This is a genomic window from Photobacterium galatheae, assembly GCF_000695255.1.
Taxonomy (GTDB): Bacteria; Pseudomonadota; Gammaproteobacteria; order Enterobacterales; family Vibrionaceae; genus Photobacterium; species Photobacterium galatheae.
The window spans coordinates 106,839-129,273 of the sequence record NZ_JMIB01000008.1; the positions used below are offsets into that span (position 1 = coordinate 106,839).

At 51.9% G+C, this 22,435-nt stretch carries 21 protein-coding genes; 9 read left to right on the plus strand and 12 right to left on the minus strand.

What is annotated here, in order from left to right; all coding sequences use genetic code 11:
* Positions 1-3 precede the first annotated feature (3 nt).
* Positions 4-600: a bifunctional phosphoserine phosphatase/homoserine phosphotransferase ThrH gene (gene thrH / locus EA58_RS05860; RefSeq protein WP_081819565.1), complete on the plus strand. Its 597-nt coding sequence runs from the start codon at positions 4-6 to the stop codon at positions 598-600.
* Between the two features lie 82 nt (positions 601-682).
* Here the strand turns inward: thrH and folA are convergent, their stop codons facing one another.
* The 6 genes from folA to rplU all read right to left on the minus strand — a co-directional run bounded on the left by folA (position 683) and on the right by rplU (position 4,514).
* Positions 683-1,177, minus strand: a complete 495-nt coding sequence (folA, locus tag EA58_RS05865) for a type 3 dihydrofolate reductase (protein WP_036750173.1) — start codon at positions 1,175-1,177, stop codon at positions 683-685.
* Between the two features lie 14 nt (positions 1,178-1,191).
* Positions 1,192-1,665, minus strand: coding sequence for a threonine/serine exporter family protein (locus tag EA58_RS05870; RefSeq protein ID WP_036750176.1), 474 nt, complete (start codon positions 1,663-1,665; stop codon positions 1,192-1,194).
* Positions 1,662-2,441 carry a threonine/serine exporter family protein gene (locus EA58_RS05875; RefSeq protein ID WP_036750179.1) on the minus strand — a complete coding sequence of 260 codons (780 nt, stop codon included), beginning with the start codon at positions 2,439-2,441 and terminating at the stop codon, positions 1,662-1,664. Before EA58_RS05875 ends, EA58_RS05870 begins: the two co-directional genes overlap by 4 nt.
* A gap of 116 nt (positions 2,442-2,557) precedes the next feature.
* Positions 2,558-3,739: an Obg family GTPase CgtA gene (gene cgtA, locus EA58_RS05880; protein WP_036750182.1), complete on the minus strand. Its 1,182-nt coding sequence runs from the start codon at positions 3,737-3,739 to the stop codon at positions 2,558-2,560.
* A gap of 183 nt (positions 3,740-3,922) precedes the next feature.
* Positions 3,923-4,180: a 50S ribosomal protein L27 gene (gene rpmA, locus EA58_RS05885; protein WP_036750185.1), complete on the minus strand. Its 258-nt coding sequence runs from the start codon at positions 4,178-4,180 to the stop codon at positions 3,923-3,925.
* A 22-nt stretch (positions 4,181-4,202) separates the two neighbouring features.
* Positions 4,203-4,514, minus strand: coding sequence for a 50S ribosomal protein L21 (gene rplU / locus EA58_RS05890; protein WP_036750187.1), 312 nt, complete (start codon positions 4,512-4,514; stop codon positions 4,203-4,205).
* A 277-nt stretch (positions 4,515-4,791) separates the two neighbouring features.
* Here rplU and ispB point away from each other — a divergent pair, with 277 nt between their 5' ends.
* Both ispB and EA58_RS05900 read left to right on the plus strand, forming a co-directional pair.
* A complete protein-coding gene (gene ispB / locus EA58_RS05895) occupies positions 4,792-5,763 on the plus strand; it encodes an octaprenyl diphosphate synthase (protein ID WP_036750190.1) in 972 nt (323 codons plus the stop codon).
* Positions 5,764-5,911: 148 nt separating this feature from the next.
* Positions 5,912-6,103: a hypothetical protein gene (locus tag EA58_RS05900; RefSeq protein WP_036750193.1), complete on the plus strand. Its 192-nt coding sequence runs from the start codon at positions 5,912-5,914 to the stop codon at positions 6,101-6,103.
* Positions 6,104-6,199: 96 nt separating this feature from the next.
* On the opposite strand, the gene mdh is transcribed toward EA58_RS05900, so the two are convergent.
* Entirely contained in the window at positions 6,200-7,138 is a 939-nt protein-coding gene (mdh, locus tag EA58_RS05905) for a malate dehydrogenase (RefSeq protein ID WP_036750196.1), read from the minus strand.
* 368 nt (positions 7,139-7,506) lie between these two features.
* On the opposite strand from mdh, the gene argR reads away from it, so the two are divergent.
* The 4 genes from argR to EA58_RS05925 all read left to right on the plus strand — a co-directional run bounded on the left by argR (position 7,507) and on the right by EA58_RS05925 (position 12,510).
* Entirely contained in the window at positions 7,507-7,977 is a 471-nt protein-coding gene (gene argR, locus EA58_RS05910; RefSeq protein ID WP_036750199.1) for a transcriptional regulator ArgR, read from the plus strand.
* Positions 7,978-8,270: 293 nt separating this feature from the next.
* Positions 8,271-9,239: a TAXI family TRAP transporter solute-binding subunit gene (locus EA58_RS05915; protein WP_036750202.1), complete on the plus strand. Its 969-nt coding sequence runs from the start codon at positions 8,271-8,273 to the stop codon at positions 9,237-9,239.
* Between the two features lie 160 nt (positions 9,240-9,399).
* Positions 9,400-11,994: a TRAP transporter permease gene (locus tag EA58_RS05920; protein ID WP_036750204.1), complete on the plus strand. Its 2,595-nt coding sequence runs from the start codon at positions 9,400-9,402 to the stop codon at positions 11,992-11,994.
* Positions 11,995-12,075: 81 nt separating this feature from the next.
* Positions 12,076-12,510, plus strand: coding sequence for a universal stress protein (locus tag EA58_RS05925; protein WP_036750207.1), 435 nt, complete (start codon positions 12,076-12,078; stop codon positions 12,508-12,510).
* On the opposite strand, the gene EA58_RS05930 is transcribed toward EA58_RS05925, so the two are convergent.
* Positions 12,511-13,131, minus strand: coding sequence for a flavin prenyltransferase UbiX (locus EA58_RS05930; protein ID WP_036750209.1), 621 nt, complete (start codon positions 13,129-13,131; stop codon positions 12,511-12,513).
* Positions 13,118-14,485: a UDP-N-acetylmuramate:L-alanyl-gamma-D-glutamyl-meso-diaminopimelate ligase gene (mpl, locus tag EA58_RS05935; protein ID WP_036750301.1), complete on the minus strand. Its 1,368-nt coding sequence runs from the start codon at positions 14,483-14,485 to the stop codon at positions 13,118-13,120. The genes EA58_RS05930 and mpl overlap by 14 nt, the downstream gene beginning before the upstream one ends.
* Positions 14,486-14,679: 194 nt before the next feature.
* Between mpl and fbp the strand changes: the two genes are divergently transcribed.
* Both fbp and ppa read left to right on the plus strand, forming a co-directional pair.
* Positions 14,680-15,696: a class 1 fructose-bisphosphatase gene (gene fbp, locus EA58_RS05940; RefSeq protein WP_036750212.1), complete on the plus strand. Its 1,017-nt coding sequence runs from the start codon at positions 14,680-14,682 to the stop codon at positions 15,694-15,696.
* Positions 15,697-15,858: 162 nt separating this feature from the next.
* Entirely contained in the window at positions 15,859-16,389 is a 531-nt protein-coding gene (ppa, locus tag EA58_RS05945; protein WP_036750215.1) for an inorganic diphosphatase, read from the plus strand.
* Between the two features lie 54 nt (positions 16,390-16,443).
* Here ppa and EA58_RS21285 read toward each other — a convergent pair whose 3' ends face one another.
* From EA58_RS21285 to tamA, 3 genes are read right to left on the minus strand one after another with little or no spacing between them, the layout of a single operon-like run.
* Positions 16,444-16,812 (minus strand): gamma-glutamylcyclotransferase family protein, encoded by a 369-nt coding sequence (locus tag EA58_RS21285; protein ID WP_036750217.1) that lies wholly within the window; start codon positions 16,810-16,812, stop codon positions 16,444-16,446.
* Positions 16,813-16,831: 19 nt separating this feature from the next.
* A complete protein-coding gene (gene tamB / locus EA58_RS05955; protein ID WP_036750219.1) occupies positions 16,832-20,605 on the minus strand; it encodes an autotransporter assembly complex protein TamB in 3,774 nt (1,257 codons plus the stop codon).
* Entirely contained in the window at positions 20,602-22,329 is a 1,728-nt protein-coding gene (gene tamA, locus EA58_RS05960; RefSeq protein ID WP_036750222.1) for an autotransporter assembly complex protein TamA, read from the minus strand. Before tamA ends, tamB begins: the two co-directional genes overlap by 4 nt.
* Positions 22,330-22,435 lie beyond the last annotated feature (106 nt).

The following is a 22,435-nucleotide window of genomic DNA, read 5'->3' on the forward strand; positions in this document are numbered from 1 at the left end:
CCAATGAATATTGCTTGCATCGACATGGAAGGTGTTTTAATTCCTGAACTTTGGCCTTTACTGGCGGAAAAATACGATATTCCTGATCTGACTAAAACAACCCGAGAGGAACCAGATTATGAAAAACTGGTTTCAGAAAGAATTAACATTCTGAATCAGGAAAAAATTACCCTGTTGGACGTCATCAAAACCGTGGATGACATTGAGCCTTTGGATGGGGCAAAAGCATTTATCGATAAACTATCGAAGAAATATAAAGTCGTTCTGGTGTCCGATGCTTTTTATCAAATGCTTTATCCGCTCTGGTTGAAAATAGGCCAACCCAAACTTTACTGTCATTATTTTCAGTTAAATAAGAATGGGTTTATCGAAAAAGCCGACTATACCCGGAAAAAAGGAAAGATTGAAATCATTGAAAAATATAACCGAAATAACAATAATATTATTTCGGTTGGGGATGCATTCAATGATCTGGAAATGTTGTCGGCTTCTAACACTGGCTATTTATTTCAACCATCCGACACGGTTCGGAAAATGGCTCCGCCGGTCAATATTGTTGATTCCTACGATCAAATTCTGACCATGGAACAACTCAATTAAAACATGACATTATTTTAGTTTTGGCTTGGTTCCATTCAAACAGCTCCCACCTAATCGGCGGGAGCTGAATCGATCAGACTCATCATTCAGAAGACGTGTTTCGCTCCAACACGACAAATGCCATGTCATGGGCATTTTTGTCATCCGCACTGTAAGTCTCCTGATAAGTCTGTTGCCAGCCCTCTCCCCAGTCAGGGAAACAGGTATCGCCGTCAACACTGAGTTCGATAAAAGTCAGGTACAAACGATCTGCGATCGGCAGACACTCAGCATACACACTGCCACCACCAATGATCATCAATTCATCAACGTCTCCTGCCGCAGCTTTTGCCGCGTCAAGACTGCCGACCACAGTCACACCTTCCGCAGAAAACTCAGGACTGCGACTGATCACAATGTTATGACGTCCCGGCAACGGCCGGCCAATGGATTCAAACGTTTTGCGCCCCATGACCACAGGTTTTCCCAAGGTGACTTTCTTAAACCAGGCAAAGTCTGCGGGCAGGTGCCAGGGCATCGCATTATCCTTACCTATCACTCTGTTCTTTGCCATGGCGGCAACCATACTGATGATCACGCATCTTACTCCTTTTAAATCACGGGCCGGCGACGATAAAACATTAAGCCGGGCATTGCCAGTCCAATTGCCAGTGCAGCAATCGTAAAGGCAGCCGTAATTCCATTCGTCACCATCGACTGCCACAATGCCTGACTATAACCTTGCTGATTCATTTCAACCAATGCAATCATCGTTTTAAAGGCATACACACCGGGAACCATCGGAATCACCGCAGCAACGGTAAAGACATGCGGCGGGGCCACTAAACGCCTTGACCAGAAAATACCGGTCATGCCAACCAGCATCGCCGCAAAAAAGCTGGCCCATTCAATGGGCATCGCATTGTGCATGAGCACAAACCGACAACCATGCCCGATTGCGCCCGCCAGCGCACAGTACTTCAATGCCCGGACCGGCACATTGAACACCATCGCAAAGCCAACTGCGGGGATCGCCGCCAGTACCATATCTGCAGATAATGCATACATCCATTGCCAGATCGTCATGCCAGCCACCCCCAAACATTGAACAAATTCATGGCGGCAACGATGCCTAAACTGGTTGCCATCGTCAGCAAACTGGCCATCACCCAACGGGAAATTCCCAGGTTTACAAACCCCGAGACCATATCCGCCACGGCATTGATCAGCGGGAACCCGGGCACCAGTAACAGTACCGATGAAGCCATGGCCAGAAACGGCTGATTTCCCCAGCCGAATAGCGGGGCAATCGCCGACACAGACGTCGCGACAAACGCCGCAGCGGCAAAAGTAAGCAATGGGTTAAAATGATGCTGTGCCATCATGAGCCGCAGCGCCATGGCTGCAGCCGCCGCCAAGGCTGTGATCGCCGCGATCTTCCCGTCCCCGCCAGCCAGAATACTGAATGCGCCACAGGAGAGTCCGATCATCACCGTGACCAGTACTGGCGGATAACGCTGAGGCTGAATTCTGTCCAGCCGCTTCGCCAGTGTCCGGTGATCCAGCAGACCTTTTTCAGCCATGATACACACATGATGGATCCGTGTGATCACCGCCATGTTGATCCCATGATCCCGGCACCGGCGGGTCGTGGTCATACAATGGCCCTGACGCCGGATAGTGACGACAATCGCATTCGCCGTCAGGGCAATATCCACTTCCTCCGCACCCATTGCTAAACCGACGCGCTGACTGACATTCACGACCACAGCCGATTCCGCACCATGCTGAAGCAACTTTTGTCCGACCTGCGCCACGATTCGGGCAATGTCGCGTAACACACTCACTGATACTTTCTCCATGCCTGCCTTCCTGAGGCTTCCCCATTTAAGATTATCTCCGTTGAGGAGAATATCAGTTTGATGAAGCACAAAAAAACCGCTCCTGAGAGCGGTTTTTTGCAACAAAGATTGCTGGATTAAGGTTTGTAAATGATTTCGACATCATAGTCGTCTTCATTCCAATCATCCCAGTCATCATCATCGTCGTCATCTTTATCAGCAGCACTTTTCTTCAGCTGCTGCTCATGGTAATCATCCCACTTAAAGTCGACTTTGGTTTCTTCAGCTTCGTCCTCTTCCACAATCACTTGCGGAATCGATTCGATCAGCGTCATCAGTTCATAAGTCAGTGGTTTCGTACCGGTACGGTTCAGTGCCGAGATGCAGAAGTACTTCTCTTCCCAGGCCAGCGCTTCCAGAACTTCCTGGATCTTTTCCTGAGCTTCTTCTTCCGGCAGCAGATCCACCTTGTTGAAGAGGATCCAGCGTGGCTTGTTCGCCAGCTTCTCGCTGTACTGCTCTAACTCATTAATGATGGTAAAAGCATTCTCGACCGGATCAGAGCCATCCGCAGGCAGCAGATCGATCATGTGCAGCAGCACACGACAGCGCTCCAGGTGTTTCAGGAATCGGATCCCCAGCCCAGCACCGTCAGCAGCCCCTTCAATCAGCCCCGGGATATCCGCTACAACGAAACTTCGCTCGTTATCAACACGAACGACACCCAGGCTCGGTACCAATGTGGTAAACGGATAATCCGCTACTTTTGGTTTCGCCGCAGAGACTGCACGAATGAAAGTCGATTTACCGGCATTCGGCAGACCCAGCATACCCACGTCAGCAAGCAATAGCAGCTCCAGACGCAGATGACGTATCTCACCCTTAGTTCCCATGGTTTTCTGGCGTGGAGCACGATTCACGGATGATTTGAAGCGTGTATTGCCCAAACCGTGGAATCCGCCCTTCGCCGCCATGATTTTCATGCCGTGCTTCGTCAGATCAGCAATGACTTCACCGGTTTCTTCATCAATCGCACGTGTTCCGACTGGAACAGACAGGACGCAGTCATTCCCGCGTTTACCGGTACAGTTGCCACCGCGGCCATTTTCACCACGCTCCGCAGCATGAAAACGTTCGAAACGGTAATCGATCAGGGTATTGAGGTTTTCGTCAGCCAGCAGGTAAACATCGCCACCATCGCCACCATCGCCACCGTCAGGACCGCCTTTCGGGACATATTTCTCACGACGGAAGCTGACAGTACCGTTACCGCCGTCACCAGCATCGACCCGAATTACCGCTTCATCTACAAATTTCATCTTATTCTCCGCACTCTGGCGTTCACTCAATCAGGCAGCTATCGCTACTCTGCTTATTGTAATACCAATCGGAATAATTCTCAGGCAAGGCTTTGCCCATAGGCAGCAGAACGGTAGCGCTCTGCGTCATAACAAAAAGCCCCGCCAGTAGGCAGGGCTTTCATGTTCTTGGCGAACCCGAGATTATTCAGCTTCGATAGAAACGAATTTACGGTTCTTAGGACCTTTCACTTCGAATTTCACTTTGCCGTCAGACAGAGCGAACAGAGTGTGGTCTTTACCGCAACCTACGTTGTTACCAGCGTGGAACTTGGTACCACGTTGACGAACGATGATGTTGCCTGCCAGTACAGATTCACCACCGAAGCGCTTAACACCCAGGCGTTTACTTTCTGAGTCACGGCCGTTACGCGTAGAACCGCCAGCTTTTTTGTGTGCCATCTCTAAACTCTCCTAATTCTTCTTAAGCGCTGATGCCAGTGATCTTGACTTCAGTGAACCACTGACGGTGGCCCATTTGCTTACGAGAATGCTTACGACGACGGAACTTAACGATTTTCACTTTATCGCCACGACCGTGTGTAATTACTTCTGCAGTCACTTTGCCACCAGCTACGAATGGCGCACCAACTTTAACGTCTTCGCCGTTAGCAACCAGCAGAACGCTGTCAAATTCAACGTTCGCACCAGTTTCAACGTCCAGTTTTTCCAAGCGTAAGGTCTGGCCTTCGCTTACTCGGTGTTGCTTACCACCACTTTGGAAAACAGCGTACATGTCTTACTCCGCTCTTCCGCATAGGCCATCTGCCACGTAAAAAATGGGCAATGGGTATGCGCTTAATCTTGTCATCAATAGGGCGCGAATATTACTGGAAAACGCAGGTCTTGGCAAGCCGTTGGCTAAAGAAAATTGGTGAAAAGCTGCTCAGCAGGAAAAGTCATTCAAATTGCCTTACCAGAGGTTAGGAAGCTGACAAGTTTTTAGTGTAGTATGCGTGCATATTTCTTAATTTGATTGCGCCGATACGGCTTACAATTTTGCTGGATGTATCATGGATTTCAAAGCTATCCAAGCACTCACCGCCAATGACATGGCGGCGGTTGACGCAAAGATTCAAGCACAACTGACCTCAGAAGTCGCCCTGATCAACCAACTGGGATATTACATTGTCAGCAGTGGCGGCAAACGACTCCGTCCAATGCTGGCCGTGCTGGCAGCCCGGGCCTTAGGCTACGAAGGGGATCAGCATACCACTGCCGCTGCCTTCATTGAATTTACCCATACGGCGACCCTGCTCCATGACGATGTCGTGGACGAGTCAGACATGCGTCGGGGGAAGGCGACCGCAAACGCTGCTTTCGGGAATGCAGCCAGTGTGCTGGTCGGCGATTATATCTACACCCGGTCCTTTCAAATGATGACCAGCCTGCGATCGTTGCGGATCCTGGATATCATGAGTGAAGCGGTGAATGTCATTGCCGAGGGCGAAGTACAGCAGTTAATGAACTGCAACGATCCCGATACAACCGAAGCCAGCTACATGCAGGTCATTTATTCAAAAACAGCCCGCCTGTTCGAAGCTGCAACCCAGGTCGCCGCCATACTGGCCAAAGCACCAGAAACAGTTGAGACAGCCATGCAGGACTATGGCCGCTATCTGGGCACGGCTTTCCAGCTCATTGATGATGTTCTGGACTACAGCGCCGACGGTGAAGAAATGGGTAAAAATGTTGGTGATGATCTGGCGGAAGGCAAACCCACACTACCACTGCTGCATGCCATGCACCACGGTAATGCTGAACAGTCAGCCATGATTCGCGAAGCGATCGAACAAGGTAACGGACTGGATAAACTACAGCCGATCCTAGCCTGTATGGAAGAACAGGGCTCACTGCGCTATACACAGCGACGTGCTGAGGAAGAAGCCGAAAAAGCAGTTGCCGCGCTGTCTGTATTGCCTGACAGTGAATATAAAACAGCGCTGATCGCGTTGGCACGCCTGTCGGTCAATCGCACCAAATAACCCCTTGCTCTTCCCCTTCTCAATGGCCTGAGCTTCTCTCAGGCCATATTCTTGTCGTTCGTCAGCCCGTTCGTTCAATTCTCTGGATATTCCATTTGCTATAGTTAAACAGACCCTGGGTAGATTACTTCCGGAGCGGGAGGTCAGTATGCAAGCCAAAGATCTGAAACGGGGCATGTGGGTCGAATATCCGCAAGGGATCGCAGAAGTGATCGAAATTGATCCGGATCATGACACTGCGCTGATCGAAAACCTCAAAGATCATAAAAGGATCCACATCCAATGCAGCGAGTTAATTGACGAACCTCAGCTACATGGTAACTGCAGAGATTATTACTAATCCGTCAATCTCAATGGTGGCTCTCATAAACAACAAAGCGGCCAATAGGCCGCTTTGTGTCATGTGATCCAGTGCAAACTGGAACAGGTCTGTCGCTTACTTCGCAGCGAACTCTTCGCCCAGCTTGATATCACCTTTCAGTGTATCCAGCATGCTGTCCAATGCGTTTTGTTCAAATGCACTCAGTGGGCCGTAATCCAGAATTTCTTCAATCCCGTTTTTACCCAGACGAACTGGCTGTGCGAAGAAACGGGCATGTTTACCATTTCCTTCAACATAAGCACATTCAACCACGTTCTGTTCACCTTGCAGGGCGCGAACCAGTGACAGACCAAAACGGCAAGCCGCCTGACCCATAGACAACGTCGCAGAACCGCCGCCGGCTTTTGCTTCAACAACTTCAGTACCCGCATTCTGGATACGAGGCGTCAGGGATTTCACTTCTTCTTCTGTGAACGTTACACCTTCAACCTGAGACAGCAGCGGCAAAATGGTGACACCAGAGTGACCGCCAATTACCGGCACACTCACTTCACGTGGGTTCAGACCTTTCAGCTCACCGACGAAAGTTTCAGAACGAATGATGTCCAGCGTCGTCACACCAAACAGTTTACGCTCGTCGTAGACACCGGCTTTTTTCAGAACGTCTGCAGCAATCGCAACTGTCGTGTTTACTGGGTTCGTGATGATACCCACGCAAGCCTGAGGGCACACAACAGCAATTTTCTCAGCCAGAGATTTCACAATCCCTGCGTTCACATTGAACAGATCCGCACGATCCATACCTGGTTTACGCGCGACGCCCGCAGAAATCAGAACCACATCTGCACCTTCCAGTGCCGGCGTTGGATCTTCACCCGCATAGCCTTTGATCGAAACAGGCGTAGGGATGTGGCTCAGGTCAGCCGCGACACCTGGAGTTACAGGGGCAATATCATAAAGTGCCAGGTCAGAGCCGGCAGGCAGTTCATTTTTCAGTAGCAGAGCCAGAGCCTGGCCAATACCACCAGCCGCGCCAATAACAGCAACTTTCATTTTCGTTCTCCTTTACGATAGATGTGAGGGTTCATGAGGCAGACCCTTCGCACTGACATCAGGTGTAGGCCCAATGTTTCAAACCCTTACTTATATATCTCAGTTTCTCGGGCACCAAGACGGTATAGCAAGCCTAAAAGAAATACAATCATACCCCCTCAGCTTTGCGATGTTACGCAAGCTGTCATCACATTTTTTATTCAACAGAAAAGGTAAACACCAGTCTCAATTGCAGCTATTTTCAATAATTATGCAGTCAGCTACACTCATAACAATAACTTAGTCCCAAGATTGCATGAACACTGATTGCTACAGCCTACGAGGTTGTGACAAAATATGACCCCTCTCCCTGTACATGAAATTTACTTATGCGTAGCTCCGATAAACAAGAACGCTTAATCAAAGCATTCAAAGCCATACTCAAGGAAGAAAAATTCAGCTCTCAAGGTGAGATTGTCGACGCCTTGAAAGCGCAGGGTTTCGATAATATCAACCAATCGAAAGTGTCACGGATGCTGACAAAATTCGGTGCGGTACGTACCCGAAATGCCAAAATGGAAATGGTGTACTGCCTGCCGGTCGAACTGGGTGTACCGACTATCAGCAGCCCGCTCAAAGAGCTGGTGATGGAAGTCGGCTATAACCATGCCATGGTGGTGATCCACACGGGTCCGGGGGCTGCTCAGGTGATTGCCCGCCTGCTGGACTCTCTGGGCCGCGCCGAGGGTATCCTGGGTGTTGTCGCGGGTGACGATACAATCTTTATTACTCCGACCCTGACGACGACCGCCGAGCAACTGTTCGACTCTGTCTGCTCACTGTTTGATTACAGCAAGTAAGTCAATCATCGCACAACGCTCTCTCTGAGAAATAGAGAGGGCGTGCATCACCTCCCCTGCCGAAAAATCTCTTCTGTCTGAGCCTCGCTCCCGAAAATAAATGGATAGTTATGCTATTTATTCAGGTGTGATGTCTCAATCTCATTACTTTTTTACAAAAAATTGTTTACATAATTTTAAATACGCGTAAATCGTTTGCTATTATCTCCTTGATTTGTTTACAGCATTGCGAACTCAAAACCAGAAACACAGTTCGCGGCTGATAAGAATTAACACAACAGGAAGGGATCACAATGGCCTTTACAAAACTACTCAAAGTCGGCGCATTTTCTGCGACAGTGCTGGCCTCAGGGCTGGCACAAGCTCAAGATTTTATCACCATCGGTACCGGCTCAGTGACCGGTGTTTACTATCCGACGGGTGGCGCGATCTGTAAGCTGGTCAATAACGAACGCAAAACCAATGGCATTCGTTGCTCGGTCGAATCAACCGGTGGCTCCATTTATAACGTCAATACCATGCGTAGCGGTGAACTGGACTTCGGTGTCGTTCAATCTGACTGGCAATATCACGGCTACAACGGCACCAGTGAATTCAAAGAGATGGGGCCGTATAAAGACATGCGCGCTGTATTCTCTCTGCATACAGAACCCTTCAACGTGATAGTCCGTACCGACGCAGGGATTAACAATATTGAAGATCTGAAAGGAAAGCGCGTGAACATCGGTAACCCGGGTTCAGGCGACCGCGCCACCATGGAAGTCGTGATGAAAGCGATGGGCTGGACCAAAGATGACTTCAAACTGGCCGCCGAGCTGAAGGGCTCCGAGCGTTCTCAGGCATTGTGTGATAACAAGATTGATGCCTTTGTTTACGTGGTTGGCCATCCAAACGGTTCAATTAAAGAAGCCACAACCTCCTGTGATGCGAAGCTGGTTTCTGTGACTGGCCCAGCGATTGACAAACTGGTCGCGGATAACCCGTATTATGCGAAATCCACTGTACCTGGGGGTATGTACCGTGGTACTGACAACGATGTTCACAGCTTTGGTGTCGCCGCAACCCTGGTCACTTCAACCAACGTCTCAGACAAAGTTGTTTACGCGCTGACCAAAGCCGTCTTCGAAAACTTCCACGTCTTTACCCGTTTACACCCAAGCTTCGCCAACCTGAAAAAAGAGGACATGGTGAAAGCTGGTATTTCTATCCCGCTTCATCCAGGAGCAGAGAAATACTTTAAAGAAGTCGGTCTGATCAAATAAACAGACTAATGTTCAATTTTACAGGGTGCACCGTATCCGCGGTGCACCTTTTGTCTGTCAGTAAAAGCAAATACACCAGCAGACAAAACAAGTCTGTCTAAGATAAAGACGAAAACCTCTAATGTTAAACTCCGGATCGCTCCTGAAATAAGGAAGTAGTATGACAAAAACCGACCCGAACGATGTCCAGGACATGGTGGCACAGGCGGATACCGGCGCACGTAACCCCGAGGGGTTACAGGGACGAATCATATGGGTAGTGGCCCTGTGCTGGTCACTGTTCCAGCTTTGGTATGCATCTCCACTCCCTTTTATCACTGATATTGGCAAATTTAACAGTACCGAAGCGCGCGCGATTCATCTGGCCTTTGCAATTTTTCTCGCTTTTACTGCTTTTCCGGCCCTCAAAAGCTCCCCCAGAGACAAAATTCCGCTGCAAGACTGGGTATTAGCTCTGCTTGCCAGCTTTGCAGCCAGTTACCTCCTTTTATTCTATGAAGCCTTATCCAGCCGTGCCGGGGCACCGACCACCTTAGATGTGGTGACGTCCGTCATCGGTATGCTGCTCTTACTGGAAGCTACACGTCGGGCCCTGGGGCCGCCTTTGATGATCGTCGCCTCCGTTTTTCTGCTGTACACCTTTGCCGGCCCGTATATGCCGGATGTTATTGCCCATAAAGGTGCAAGCCTCAACAAGGCCATGTCGCACCTGTGGCTGACGACGGAAGGTGTATTCGGGGTCGCACTGGGTGTCTCAACCGCTTTCGTCTTCCTGTTTGTTTTGTTTGGCGCCATGCTGGAACGCGCGGGGGCCGGTGCCTACTTCATCAAAGTCGCTTTTTCATTGCTCGGTCACATGCGGGGAGGCCCGGCCAAAGCGGCCGTCGTTGCGTCCGGTTTATCCGGACTGGTTTCCGGTTCATCCATTGCGAACGTCGTCACCACCGGCACATTCACAATTCCCCTGATGAAACGCGTGGGCTTTCCTGGCTACAAAGCCGGTGCTGTTGAAGTGGCTGCATCGACGAACGGACAGCTGACCCCCCCCATCATGGGAGCCGCTGCATTCCTGATGGTGGAATATGTCGGCGTCTCTTATGTTGAGGTCATCAAAGCTGCCATTCTGCCAGCGCTGATCTCTTATATTGCGCTGCTTTACATCGTTCATCTCGAAGCCTGTAAAGCCGGAATGACCGGCCTGCCACGCCGCTATCAACCGACGCTGGCACAAAAGCTCCTCTCATTTACCGGAACCATTGCCGGTCTGATTGTCCTCAGTGCGCTCGTCTATTACGGCATTGGCTGGACAAAAGATGTGTTCGGAGCCGCTGCGACGCCCCTCATTGCCGTCGCCATTCTGATCGCTTACGTCGCACTGATCCGGCTAGCTGCGAATTACCAGGATCATTTACTGGAAGATCCTGATCAGGCGCTAACCGAAGTGCCAGATCCAGGCCCGACGGTAAAATCTGGTCTCTACTTCCTGCTCCCGATTGTGGTGCTGGTCTGGTGTCTGACCGTAGAACGTTTTTCACCCGGCTTGTCAGCCTTCTGGGCTACCGTCTTCATGATTTTCATTCTACTGACCCAGCGTCCATTACTGGCAATCTTCACCAAGGAGCAATCTTTGGCAAACGCGGCCCAGCAAGGCTGGCATGACCTGCTGGAAAGTCTGGTAGCCGGCGGCCGGAATATGATCGGAATCGGCGTCGCGACAGCCGCAGCCGGGATCATTGTCGGGGTGGTCACCCTGACCGGTATTGGGCTGGTGATGACAGACTTTGTGGAGTTCATTTCGGGCGGGAACATCATGCTGATGCTGGTGTTTACCGCTGTGATCAGTCTGATCCTCGGTATGGGCTTACCGACCACGGCAAACTACATCGTCGTCTCCACCCTGATGGCACCGGTCATCGTCACCCTGGGGGCAGAGAATGGTCTGATTATCCCGCTACTGGCGGTGCACTTATTTGTGTTCTACTTCGGAATTTTGGCAGATGACACGCCCCCCGTCGGCCTGGCCGCCTTTGCCGCTGCTGCGATTGCCAAAAGTGATCCCATCCGAACCGGGATTCAGGGCTTTACCTACGATATCCGGACTGCCATTCTGCCGTTCATGTTCATCTTCAACACCCAACTGTTACTGATGGACATTGATACCTGGTGGCACTTGTTGCTGACGATCCTTTCAGCGGTGATTGCCATGCTGACCTTCTCGGCAGCAACACAGGGATGGTGGTTTACCAAAGTGAAATGGTGGGAAACCGTTGCACTCTTGCTGATCACTTTCTCTCTGTTCCGTCCGGGCTTCTGGTGGGACATGATCTACTCGCCCAAGCATGAAATGCCGGGCACCCTGATTGTAGATGCCGCAGATAAACTGGCTGTTGGCGAACCACTGGAAGTACAGGCGAGGGGTCTGGATCTGCTGGGTGACGAAGTCACCAAACATGTCCTGTTGCCTTTTGATGAGAACGCAGTTGATCCGAATGCGAAGATCGCATCGACCGGCCTGATGCTCAAACAGGATGGTGAGAAGATGATCGTCGAACTGGTCGAATTTGGCAGCCCGGCTGAACAGGCAGGCATCGACTTCGGTTGGGAGATTGTCACCGTCAGCCTGCCGGCAGCCCGGCCCATGAAAGAATGGGTGTTTGTACCGACACTGGCACTGCTGGTGTTACTGGGCTGGAACCAGCGACGCAAGGCAAAACTTGAAACAACTCACAAAGGTGAGCCAACCAAAAGTGTCTGACCGGGCTACACTCTAGTCAGACCCAGTCACCTTTACCCACGGGCATCTCGGCCCGTGGGTGTCTGACACGAAGAGGATGCCATGTATCAACACATTCTGGTGCCAGTCGATCTCAACGAAGAAGGGTTCTGCCACAAAGCCGTCGAACTGGCCGTCTGGCACGCCCGTCAGTCCGGGGCCATGATTCATTTACTCAACGTCCTGCCCGGGATCCATATGGCGATCGTCTCCAGCTATTTTCCCAAAGATGCTGCCCGAAAAATCATGCAGGAGACTCAACAGTCTCTGAAACAGTTCGCGGCAAAACATATTCCGAGCGACGTCCAGCACACAGAAACGGTCTCTGAGGGGAAACCCTGGACCACCATTGTCGACCATGCGCATCAAGTCAAAGCCGATCTCATCATTCTGCCCAGCCATCAGCGCTCAGGCGTCGATAAGCTGATGCTGGGCTCTGTCGCTGCCAAAGTTGTCGAGAATGCTCCCGGCCATATTTTGGTGCTGAAACCGGACTGATCAAGTGCGGTGATCATACCCCCAACGCGGCACAAGTCCTTGCTCAACGCCAAGATGATCCAATATCCGCGCCACCATAAAGTCGACCAGATCTTCGATAGATGTCGGCTGATGATAAAAACCGGGGGCTGCCGGCATGATGGTTGCGCCCAGATTCGAGAGCTTGAGCATATTTTCCAGGTGCAGGGAAGAAAATGGGGTTTCCCGGACGACCATGAGCAACTGGCCGCGTTCTTTCAGCACCACATCGGCGGCGCGTTCCAGCAGATTGTCCGACATACCGTGAGCCACAGAAGCCAGCGTCCCGGCAGAGCACGGACAAACCACCATTTTCTTGGGTGCCGCCGAACCTGAAGCCACCGGAGAAAACCAGTCTTCTTTGCCGCACACCACCAGCTTATCCCCCTGATAATGAAGATGTTCCGCCAGAGCCGCCTGCGCAGCTTCCGGCCCCGCCGGGAGTTTCAGACCATGCTCAGTCGCCAGAACGACCCGGGCTGCCGAGGAAATCAGCAAATACACCTGATAATCCGCCGCCAGCAGACATTCGAGCAAACGCAGGCCATACGGGGCACCGGATGCCCCGGTCCATGCAAGCGTGATCCGCTTATCCTGCTGCATTAAGACCTCCCAGAGCGCTCAGCAATTTGTCGTGAATCCCACCAAAACCACCGTTACTCATCACCAGAATGTTATCGCCAGGGCGAGCCGCAGCGACAATCTGTTTTACCAGTGTGTCGATGTCATCTTCACAAACAGTCGGCTGCGTGCAGAGATCTGCGATGTCCTGCACCGACCAGGGGATCGAATTCGGCTGAAACAGGAAGACTTCATCTGCCGCTGCCAGCGCCGGAGCCAGATCCGCTTTATGGACGCCCAGCTTCATCGTGTTCGAACGCGGCTCCAGTACGGCCAGAATGCGCGAATTCCCCACTTTGGCCCGGAGTCCGCCCAGCGTCAGTTCAACCGCAGTTGGATGATGCGCAAAATCATCGTAAACCTTCACGCCATGCTGCTCGCCTTTCAGCTCTAAGCGACGCTTGGTATTGACGAAACGCGCCAGTGCCTCACAGGCCAGTTCCGGGGTCACACCGACATGACGAGCCGCCGCAATTGCCATCAGGGCATTACTGACATTATGATCACCGACCAGATCCCAACGAACTGTTCCGACAACGCAGCCTTCAAACAGCACTTCAAACTCGCTGCCGTCATCGGTGGCTTTCCGTGCCTGCCAGTCACCGTCTTCACCGCTGTATTCCAGTTCACTCCAGCAGCCCATCGCCAGCGTTTCATCAATTGCAGTTACTCCTTTCGGTGCCAGAATTTTTCCTTCGCCCGGCACGGTTCGGACTAAATGATGAAACTGGCGCTGAATTGCGGCCAGATCCGAAAATATATCTGCGTGATCGAACTCCAGATTATTCATAATCAGCGTTCGTGGTCGATAATGAACAAACTTAGAACGCTTATCGAAAAAAGCACTATCGTATTCGTCCGCTTCAACGACGAAAAAGCAACTTTCGCCTAACCGCGCGGAAATGCCAAAGTTTCCAAGCACACCGCCCACCAGAAAACCGGGCTGATAACCACAATCTTCGAGGATCCAAGCCAGCATACTGGCGGTCGTTGTCTTCCCATGAGTCCCGGAAACTGCCAGCACCCAGCGGTCATGTAACAAAAATTCCTGCAGCCACTGCGGACCTGAGGTATAGCGCAGGTTTTTATTCAGGACATATTCCACACAAGGATTTCCCCGACTCATGGCGTTACCAATCACCACCAAATCCGGTGCCGGGTCTAACTGCGCCGGGTCATAACCCTGAATAATTTCAATCCCTTGTGATTCGAGCATGGTGCTCATTGGGGGATATACATTGGCATCACTACCGGTCACTTTATGGCCAAGCTGCTTCGCCAGCATGGCGGCACCGCCCATAAAAGTACCGCAAATTCCGAGAATATGGATATGCATAACTGTCGGCTCACAAACAAAAAATAGGTCACGACCACGCTTCAGTGTTACTTCGTTACCATAAAAAAGATCTTTATATACAATTGCATCAAACAATAACTGGCCAGTGGCCTGGGGTACAGTTCAATTGTCCGAAAAGAGGCATTGTACCCGACATTTCTTACCCCCATGACAACACGATGCAAGGATTGTATATGTCCGATATTAGAACCCTTGGCGAGTTCATTGTCGAGAATCAGCACGACTTCCCCCATGCCAGCGGTGAACTCTCTTCCCTGTTGGGTTCCATTAAACTGGCGGCCAAAATCGTTAACCGTGAAATCAATAAAGCAGGCCTGGTTGATATTACCGGCGACGTTGGCAGCGAGAATGTTCAGGGTGAAGCCCAGAAAAAACTGGATGTGTATGCCAACGATAAATTCAAGGCAGCACTTGAGGCCCGCGGTCAGGTCTGCGGCGTGGCCAGCGAGGAAGAAGACGAACTGGTTGTCTTCAATAAAGAGCTGAACCGTGAAGCGAAATACGTCGTTTTAATGGACCCACTGGATGGTTCTTCGAACATTGACGTAAACGTTTCCGTCGGCACAATCTTCTCGATTTACCGTCGCGTTTCCCCAGTGGGCGGCCCGGCAGAAATTGAAGATTTCCTGCAACCGGGTCACAAGCAGGTCGCTGCTGGCTACATCATTTATGGTTCTTCCACCATGCTGGTATACACCACCGGCAACGGCGTGCACGGCTTCACATACGACCCGTCTCTGGGTGTATTCTGTTTGTCACACGAGAACATGAGTATTCCGGAAGACGGCCGAATTTACTCGATCAACGAAGGAAACTACATCCGTTTTCCACTGGGCGTGAAAAAGTACATCAAGTACTGCCAGGAGAATGTGCCCGAGGATGATCGTCCGTACACCTCCCGCTACATTGGCTCTCTGGTCGCAGATTTCCATCGGAACCTGCTCAAAGGTGGCATTTACCTCTACCCAAGCACAGCGACACACCCGAACGGCAAGCTGCGCCTGCTGTATGAGTGCAACCCGATGGCCTTTCTGATTGAACAGGCCGGTGGGGTGGCTTCTGATGGCCAGCATCGGATTATGGATATCAAACCGACTGAACTACACCAGCGCGTGCCATTCTTTGTCGGTTCAACCAAGATGGTTCATAAAGTGGAAAGCTTCCTGAAAGAATTCCCGGACGCCGAATAAACACACCTGTGCCCGGCTCCTCGGCCGGGCATTCTTTCCTGCTAACCCTCCCGCAAACTCCCGAAACGTCTTACGTGAAATATCTTAGAAGCTGTTTTTTTCACAGCGAGTCGTTATAATTCCCGGCGATAAAATCATCTGAAAACTATCAAGGAATTCATCATGAGCCTGAACAACGTCCCTGCAGGTAAAGAACTGCCAGAAGACATCTACGTTGTCATCGAAATCCCAGCAAACGCGGATCCAATCAAATACGAAGTCGACAAAGACTCTGGTGCGGTATTCGTAGACCGTTTCATGTCTGCACCGATGTTCTACCCATGTAACTACGGTTACGTGAACCACACGCTGTCTCTGGACGGTGACCCAGTTGACGTACTGGTTCCGACCCCTTACCCGCTGCTGCCAGGCTCTGTGATCCGCTGCCGTCCGGTTGGTGTTCTGAAGATGACTGACGAATCTGGCGAAGATGCGAAAGTTGTTGCGGTTCCTCACAGCAAACTGACCAAAGAATACGATCACATCAAAGATGTGAACGATCTGCCTGAGCTGCTGAAAGCACAAATCACGCACTTCTTCGAGCGCTACAAAGAGCTGGAATCTGGCAAGTGGGTGAAAGTTGAAGGCTGGGCCGACGTTGAAGCGGCAAAAGCTGAAATCCTGGCATCTTACGAGCGCGCTCAGGAAAAATAATTCCCGTGTTCGAAAGTCCATAAAAAAACGCTCCTCCGGGAGCGTTTTTTGTGACTAACGATTCTGCTGTTCAGCCCACACTACCCAGTCGCCTTCCGGGATGAGTGGCGATCGGCCAAGCGGTTGCAAATACAGATAGATCCAGGCCTCACCATAGGGTGTCAGAACTCGCTCACGACAGTACTCTTCTCCCAGCCCTTCAAGCATATCCAATTCACGAAAAGTCTTCGCATCCACATCATAGACTTCGCCATGAACAACGACATCAGCCGTTTCCTGCCGCAGTGCAGCCGGATAAGGCCCAAGATCATACATGGCGAAACCGGGTAACTGGCAGGTGCCACGATACACAGCCGTCTCCATCAGACCATGATTCGACTGATACTGACGGAGACTGCCATAAACAAACACCCGCGTGTACACGTCCAAACATCCTTCCTGATTAATTAAACTCAAACTGATACAACAGATCGACAGCACTGTCGAGTCCGGAAACCGCCTCAAGATACAAGTCCTGCATCAGTTTATACCTGAGCGTAAATTCGCCAATCGGGTTAAAGATCCCGACGCCATATTTAACTTGCAGGCCCGGATAAATATAACCACTGATCGTGACCTGAGAATCATCTCCGGCACCGGCAGTATCCAGCGTCAGATCCTGCACCCCGAATGCCTCACCGACACTGCCAACCAGTTGACTGCTTCGCGACAGTCCCATACTGATCAGGGCAGTGGTCATCGCACCACCTGATTCAGGAGATTCACTGTCAAGGTCCCGTCCTCGCAGAATATAAGACAGCGCATTCTGTTGCGGCATTGCCGGAACAGAGAAAATATCAACCCGGGGTTCATCAGCCGGGCCGGTCACCCGAATCCCTGCAATAACTTCATCTTCAATATTGTTCGGATTCCGGATCGCTTCCACCGACAGGTAAGGCTGATCAGCCGGCCCATTGAAGGTGATCAGACCTTTTCGGATCACCAGCTCCTGACCAAAGGCGCGGTAAGTGCCGTCATCCACCCGAATTTCACCGTACACCAACGGTGTTTTATCCTGCTGATTGACTTTGAGGTTACCCGACAGACCCGCATCCAGACCAAAGGCCGACAACCGGACATCCGGACCAATCCGGACCATCACATTGGTTTTGATCTCAAAAGGCACCTGGGGGGCAGTTTCTATCGGCTTGAGATCATCCGTCAGCAAAATTTCATCGTCTGAGACCTGCACCGCCGACTCCGGCAGGCGATCAACCGTAATCCGCCCCCAAGGGATGACCACGTTCCCGCTGATCTCCGCTTTCTTGGGTGCTGCACTGATCTCCAGCGCTGGTGACACCTTCATCGCAATCATTGGCGGGACATTCACTTCCAGTTCACGACCATTCACTTTAAGGTTCGTGCTCCAGTTTGCCATGTCCGCCCAGTTTGCATCCCCCTGCAGCAATAGCTGACCATCCGGTGTATCCAACTCACCACGCAGCTGGGCGCTGTATCCGTTAAAGTTCGCGACAATCTCTCCCCGATCAAGGTCCAGCGGCACTTTGCGACCAATGGCTTTCAACTGGGAGATCTTAAAAATCCCCTTTGCCTGCGGGTGCAAAATAGGCCCGCTCAGTGTCAGATTCGTATCCACCTGACCACCGAAGGTGTCGTAGTCAGCTACCAGTGGCTGCAGGAAGTCCAGCCGGAAAGCATCCAGCCTGACATTGGCATCCAGCTGTTGCTCACCGCTTAATTGCGTAATACGGGCCGTACCGGACAGATCACCATTATCTTTCACTGCCACCAGCCAGTCGGCGGTTAGCACATCGTTCCGCATGTCAGCATTCAGGGTGATCTGATCCCAGCCAATCGTCATTGCCGGCTCATCTGCCGCGGCCTGCTGCCGCACACCGCCTGCCGGCAATCTGATCTGAGCCTGCAGTACCGGTGGCTGCTGCGGTGACCAGCTCGCGTTCGCCGTTGCGTTCAGCGCTCCATCCAGCTTCACCTCTGGTGGCAGGAACGGCTTCAGGAGCGCGAAACCAAACTGATTGACCGCCAGTGCCGCCTGACCACTGGCCCCGGCTGCCAGCGGCTGGCTCAGGCAGACCGAGGCTTTATCCTGCCCCCAGCAATGAGCCGCGACCGTCATACTTTGCTGACTGAAACTGTAAGCCAGTGCTGTGGGCTGATTCAACCGCCACGGCCCCACTGGTGTATCCAGGCTGCCGCGCTGCAATAACCCCTGCCAACCTTGCTGCCGGTCCAGACTGCCGCGTACGGCCAGTGTCGTACTGACAGGTTCACCATCCAGCGTCAGGCTGAGCGTGTGCTGTGCTTCTGTGCCCTGGAACAAAAGATTCAGCTTTTTCAGTTTCGCGACATCCTGATAACTCCCTTCCTCAGCCGTCAGCTGCACATCAGCAGTCAGTGTCGGTAATGGCGTCACCCGCCCTTTCAGTTTCAGGCTCTTCAGCTGAGCCAGATCCTGCCAGCCCAGCGCCTGCCCCGTCAGGTTCAGGTCAACTGCCGGTTCAGCCATTTTACCACTCAGCCTCAGGTCACCATTGACCCGCCCTCGCAGACCGGGCACCGACTGCGCGAGATCCGGTGCCTTGACCGTCGCCGACAGATCCCAGTTTTCTTTCAGGCTTCCCTGTGCGCTCAAACCATTCGGGCCATGTTTCAGCGTCAGCCCCTGTGTTACCAGCTCAAATACTCCCTTGCCACTTGCGTCTCCGGCATCTAACTGGCCGGCGAGGTTGAAAGGCTGGCCGATCACTTCCCCGTTTATATTCAGCTCAGGCAATTTTACATACCAGCCGCCCTGTGCTGTTAAGCCTCCCGAGGTTCGAAGCCTGCCACTCAGCTTACCTTCTGCTTGTGGCCATTCCAGCCCCGGCTGGATATCCGTCAGGTTCAGTTGTCCCTGCCAGTTCACCAACTTCGCCCAGCTTGCCTGGGCATTCCCCGAAACCTGTCCGCCCAGGGTGTTGACAGTCAGGTTTTCCAGCTCAACATCGCTTAAGGAGCCCTTCCCTTTCAGGTTCACATCAACAGCCGGCATCGGCTCACCATCGGCTTTGGTTTGAACCGTAAAAGCATAACCATCCAGATTTCCCTTCGCGCTGATCGTCGTGTCCTGAGCCACAAAATCCGGTGTGTCACTGAGCGGCCATTGTAAGTGGTTACTTACAATATTGACGTTAAATGGCAAGTCCGCATCCAATGGGGAGAGAGTCCCCTTGATTTTGGCATCAAGCCGTCCCGTCAACGCCAGATCCAGTGCCAGCTTCGCCAATGAACCGGAAGCCGCCAGTTTCAGATGATGTCCCTGCACCGGTTCCATGGCGATTTTCGACGTCGCCTTGAGTGTTAGCGGGTACTCACCTTTGAGTTCAGCCTCGCCCTGTACCTCCAATGTGGCCTGGGGAACATCAACAGAGAGCCGAGTCAGAGTAACCCGGCTCTTTTCCGCTTCTCCCACCAGCGTCAGCGTATTGACCTTCTGGGGTGTCTTGCCTTCCAGCAGGAAGTCTTTCACCGTAAAACGCTCAATGGTCACTTTCAGCGGCAACACCACATTCGGCAGGACGATCGTCTGCCGCTTCGTCTGGGTATATGCTTCTGCGACATCTTCGGCCTGCGCTTGTGTCTGTGCCTGAATTTCCTTTTCTGCCGGCGGTGCCAGATTCAAAGCAATCCCTTCCCAGTCTGTCGGTTTGAGAGTCAGATGGCTGCCGACCATGGTTGCAGCCGAACTGAAATGCTGCCAGCGCGCCTGATTACCAAGAATATTCAGGTGAATATCATCCAGCGTCAGCCGCTCAAGCCGGATAGGCAGCGGAAGCGCTATCTCAGCCAGCGGTTCACTCGGTTCGGGGGCCTCGTCTGTCGTCTGTGGCAAAGACGGCATAGCAAAGTTCAGCCCGCTCAGCGTCAATTCACGGATACAAAGTTCCGGGATCGGCAAACAGTCATCGTTGATGCTCAGCGTCAGTCTCTCGCTGCTCAGCGTCATCAGATCATCCTGATAGCGCACGCCATTGAGGGTAAAACCCTTGAGCAGCGCGCCTGAGCTGTCTCTGACCGACAAAGCAGGCACAAATTGTTGCGCTCCCCACAAAGCAAGTTTTACCCCGGCATGGGTGTAGAGCAACGCCCACAGCAATAAAGTCAGCAGCATGAAGAACGTGAGCAGTCCCAGGGACAGTCTTTTTAACCAGCTCATAATTCAGGCCCCAGAACGAAGTGGAGTTGGAAACGCTCATCAGGCTTATCAAGCCCCCAAGCAAAATCGAGACGAATTGGCCCTACAGGTGAGGCCCAGCGGATCCCAAAACCGGCCCCTGCCTGCCAGTCTGGGTTATCTATCCAGGAAGCCCCGTAGTCATAGAAAAGTGCACCCCACCAGTTCCCGGTCAGGCGGTATTGATATTCCAGCGTCGAAGCGAGCATATTCTCACCACCAGTCTGTTGGCCGTCATTGTCACGCGGTGAAATAGACTCGTAGCGATAGCCTCGCAGGCTGTTATCGCCACCGATAAAAAAGCGCATCGACGGCGGGATATCTTCCAGCGTTTCCGCCCAGATCGTCCCCGCATCCAGCCGGGCCAGGAGACGATGGTCTTCCGCATAGGTGCGGATCCAGGCACTGCGGCCCCGAAGCTTCAACAAACGATGATCAGAACCAAACGCCGAATCTGAATATTCCAGCTTGAGCAGTTGCTTATCGCCCCAGGTCGGCCAGCTGCCGCCCCGCAAGCGGGTACGGGACACACTCACACCAGGAATAACCATGAAAGCCGACCCTTGCTCAAACGCCCCCTGGTTATAGTCCTCATACAATAACCGCACAGAGGCAACGCCATCCCAGGCCCGATCAAACCGCCAATGTCGCTCCACCCCGAAGTGATATTCCGTACTGATTGTGTCGTGATTATCCACATAACGAATCGCCCCGATGAGCTGGTAATAATCTTCAAGGACGTTATCGAGCGGAATTTTGTAGGTTGCCTCAACCTTCGGCTGTATCTTGGAAATTTCTGTACGGACATTCAGACTGTGACCCGCACTGTTAATCCAGGGTTTTCGCCAGTTGAACTTCAGACGTGGGCCGACATCGGTTGAATAACCGATACCCGTCTCAATTTGATTTTTGACTTCTGGTTCAAGGTCCACCCGGATCGGAACCGTTCCCTCGCCGAGTTCATTGACATCTCCCCCGACAAAAATAGAGGAAAACCAACCGACGGTAGACAGGCGCTGATTATATTCCCCCACTTTGGATACCAGATAGTCGTCTCCCGCTTCAAACGGAGACAACGAACGCACCTTGTGTTCATCAATCTGGCTCCCGGTAATATCAATTTCCCCGAACTTGTAACGCCTACCGGAATCAAATTCGATATGGATAAACGCCTGATTCCGCCCCGGAGCGACTTCCAGCCGACTGAGCTTCAGTTTGGCATCAAAGTACCCTTTTCGCAGCGCCAGACTTTCCAGACCTGATTTGAAGGCATCATACTTGCCGTGGTTCAGGGTCCGTCCCTGTTCTAACCGGCTGTCCCGTTTCAGAACAAAAAAGTCCAGGTCATTTGCAGCTTCACCTGTGATCCTGATATCACTGACGGCAATCTGAGTTTTCGGACCAGCATCCACCTGCACCGTCAGCGTACTGTCCTTGCCCTGCTCATCCAGACTGTACGTGAACACCGGCTGATATCGACCCAGCGCTTTCAATGCCGTGCGGATCTCGGTTTCCAGCTGACTCCTGAAACGTAAAGACGGACTGTAATCTTCTTTCGGGATGGCAGAGACATAAACATCCACATTTTTTTTCAGGCTTCCGCTAAGCCCGGTGATGTTGATCCCCATATCTGCCCAGGCACAGGCAGGCAAAGTCACCACAAATGCAGCAGCTGTTAGTAAACAGCGCCGAAACAAAGTCATCATTCTTATTTGTCTTCACTTATTAGACTGTTATTAGCTTGCGCGCATATTTCATTCTGACAAGAGCCGGGCAAAGTGCCAACCCTAAAGGTAAAAAGAAGATCATTGT

Bases quoted from the DNA above. Each gene is read 5' to 3' on its own strand.
- rpmA (WP_036750185.1), bottom strand. From the start codon at position 4,180: ATGGCACACAAAAAAGCTGGCGGTTCTACGCGTAACGGCCGTGACTCA.
- ppa (WP_036750215.1), top strand. From the start codon at position 15,859: ATGAGCCTGAACAACGTCCCTGCAGGTAAAGAACTGCCAGAAGACATC.
- tamA (WP_036750222.1), bottom strand. From the start codon at position 22,329: ATGATGACTTTGTTTCGGCGCTGTTTACTAACAGCTGCTGCATTTGTG.
- EA58_RS05930 (WP_036750209.1), bottom strand. From the start codon at position 13,131: ATGCAGCAGGATAAGCGGATCACGCTTGCATGGACCGGGGCATCCGGT.
- mpl (WP_036750301.1), bottom strand. From the start codon at position 14,485: ATGCATATCCATATTCTCGGAATTTGCGGTACTTTTATGGGCGGTGCC.
- EA58_RS05900 (WP_036750193.1), top strand. From the start codon at position 5,912: ATGCAAGCCAAAGATCTGAAACGGGGCATGTGGGTCGAATATCCGCAA.
- EA58_RS05915 (WP_036750202.1), top strand. From the start codon at position 8,271: ATGGCCTTTACAAAACTACTCAAAGTCGGCGCATTTTCTGCGACAGTG.
- rplU (WP_036750187.1), bottom strand. From the start codon at position 4,514: ATGTACGCTGTTTTCCAAAGTGGTGGTAAGCAACACCGAGTAAGCGAA.
- EA58_RS05925 (WP_036750207.1), top strand. From the start codon at position 12,076: ATGTATCAACACATTCTGGTGCCAGTCGATCTCAACGAAGAAGGGTTC.
- mdh (WP_036750196.1), bottom strand. From the start codon at position 7,138: ATGAAAGTTGCTGTTATTGGCGCGGCTGGTGGTATTGGCCAGGCTCTG.
- EA58_RS05920 (WP_036750204.1), top strand. From the start codon at position 9,400: ATGACAAAAACCGACCCGAACGATGTCCAGGACATGGTGGCACAGGCG.
- EA58_RS05875 (WP_036750179.1), bottom strand. From the start codon at position 2,441: ATGGAGAAAGTATCAGTGAGTGTGTTACGCGACATTGCCCGAATCGTG.
- fbp (WP_036750212.1), top strand. From the start codon at position 14,680: ATGTCCGATATTAGAACCCTTGGCGAGTTCATTGTCGAGAATCAGCAC.
- ispB (WP_036750190.1), top strand. From the start codon at position 4,792: ATGGATTTCAAAGCTATCCAAGCACTCACCGCCAATGACATGGCGGCG.
- EA58_RS05870 (WP_036750176.1), bottom strand. From the start codon at position 1,665: ATGACGATCTGGCAATGGATGTATGCATTATCTGCAGATATGGTACTG.
- thrH (WP_081819565.1), top strand. From the start codon at position 4: ATGAATATTGCTTGCATCGACATGGAAGGTGTTTTAATTCCTGAACTT.
- argR (WP_036750199.1), top strand. From the start codon at position 7,507: ATGCGTAGCTCCGATAAACAAGAACGCTTAATCAAAGCATTCAAAGCC.
- tamB (WP_036750219.1), bottom strand. From the start codon at position 20,605: ATGAGCTGGTTAAAAAGACTGTCCCTGGGACTGCTCACGTTCTTCATG.
- cgtA (WP_036750182.1), bottom strand. From the start codon at position 3,739: ATGAAATTTGTAGATGAAGCGGTAATTCGGGTCGATGCTGGTGACGGC.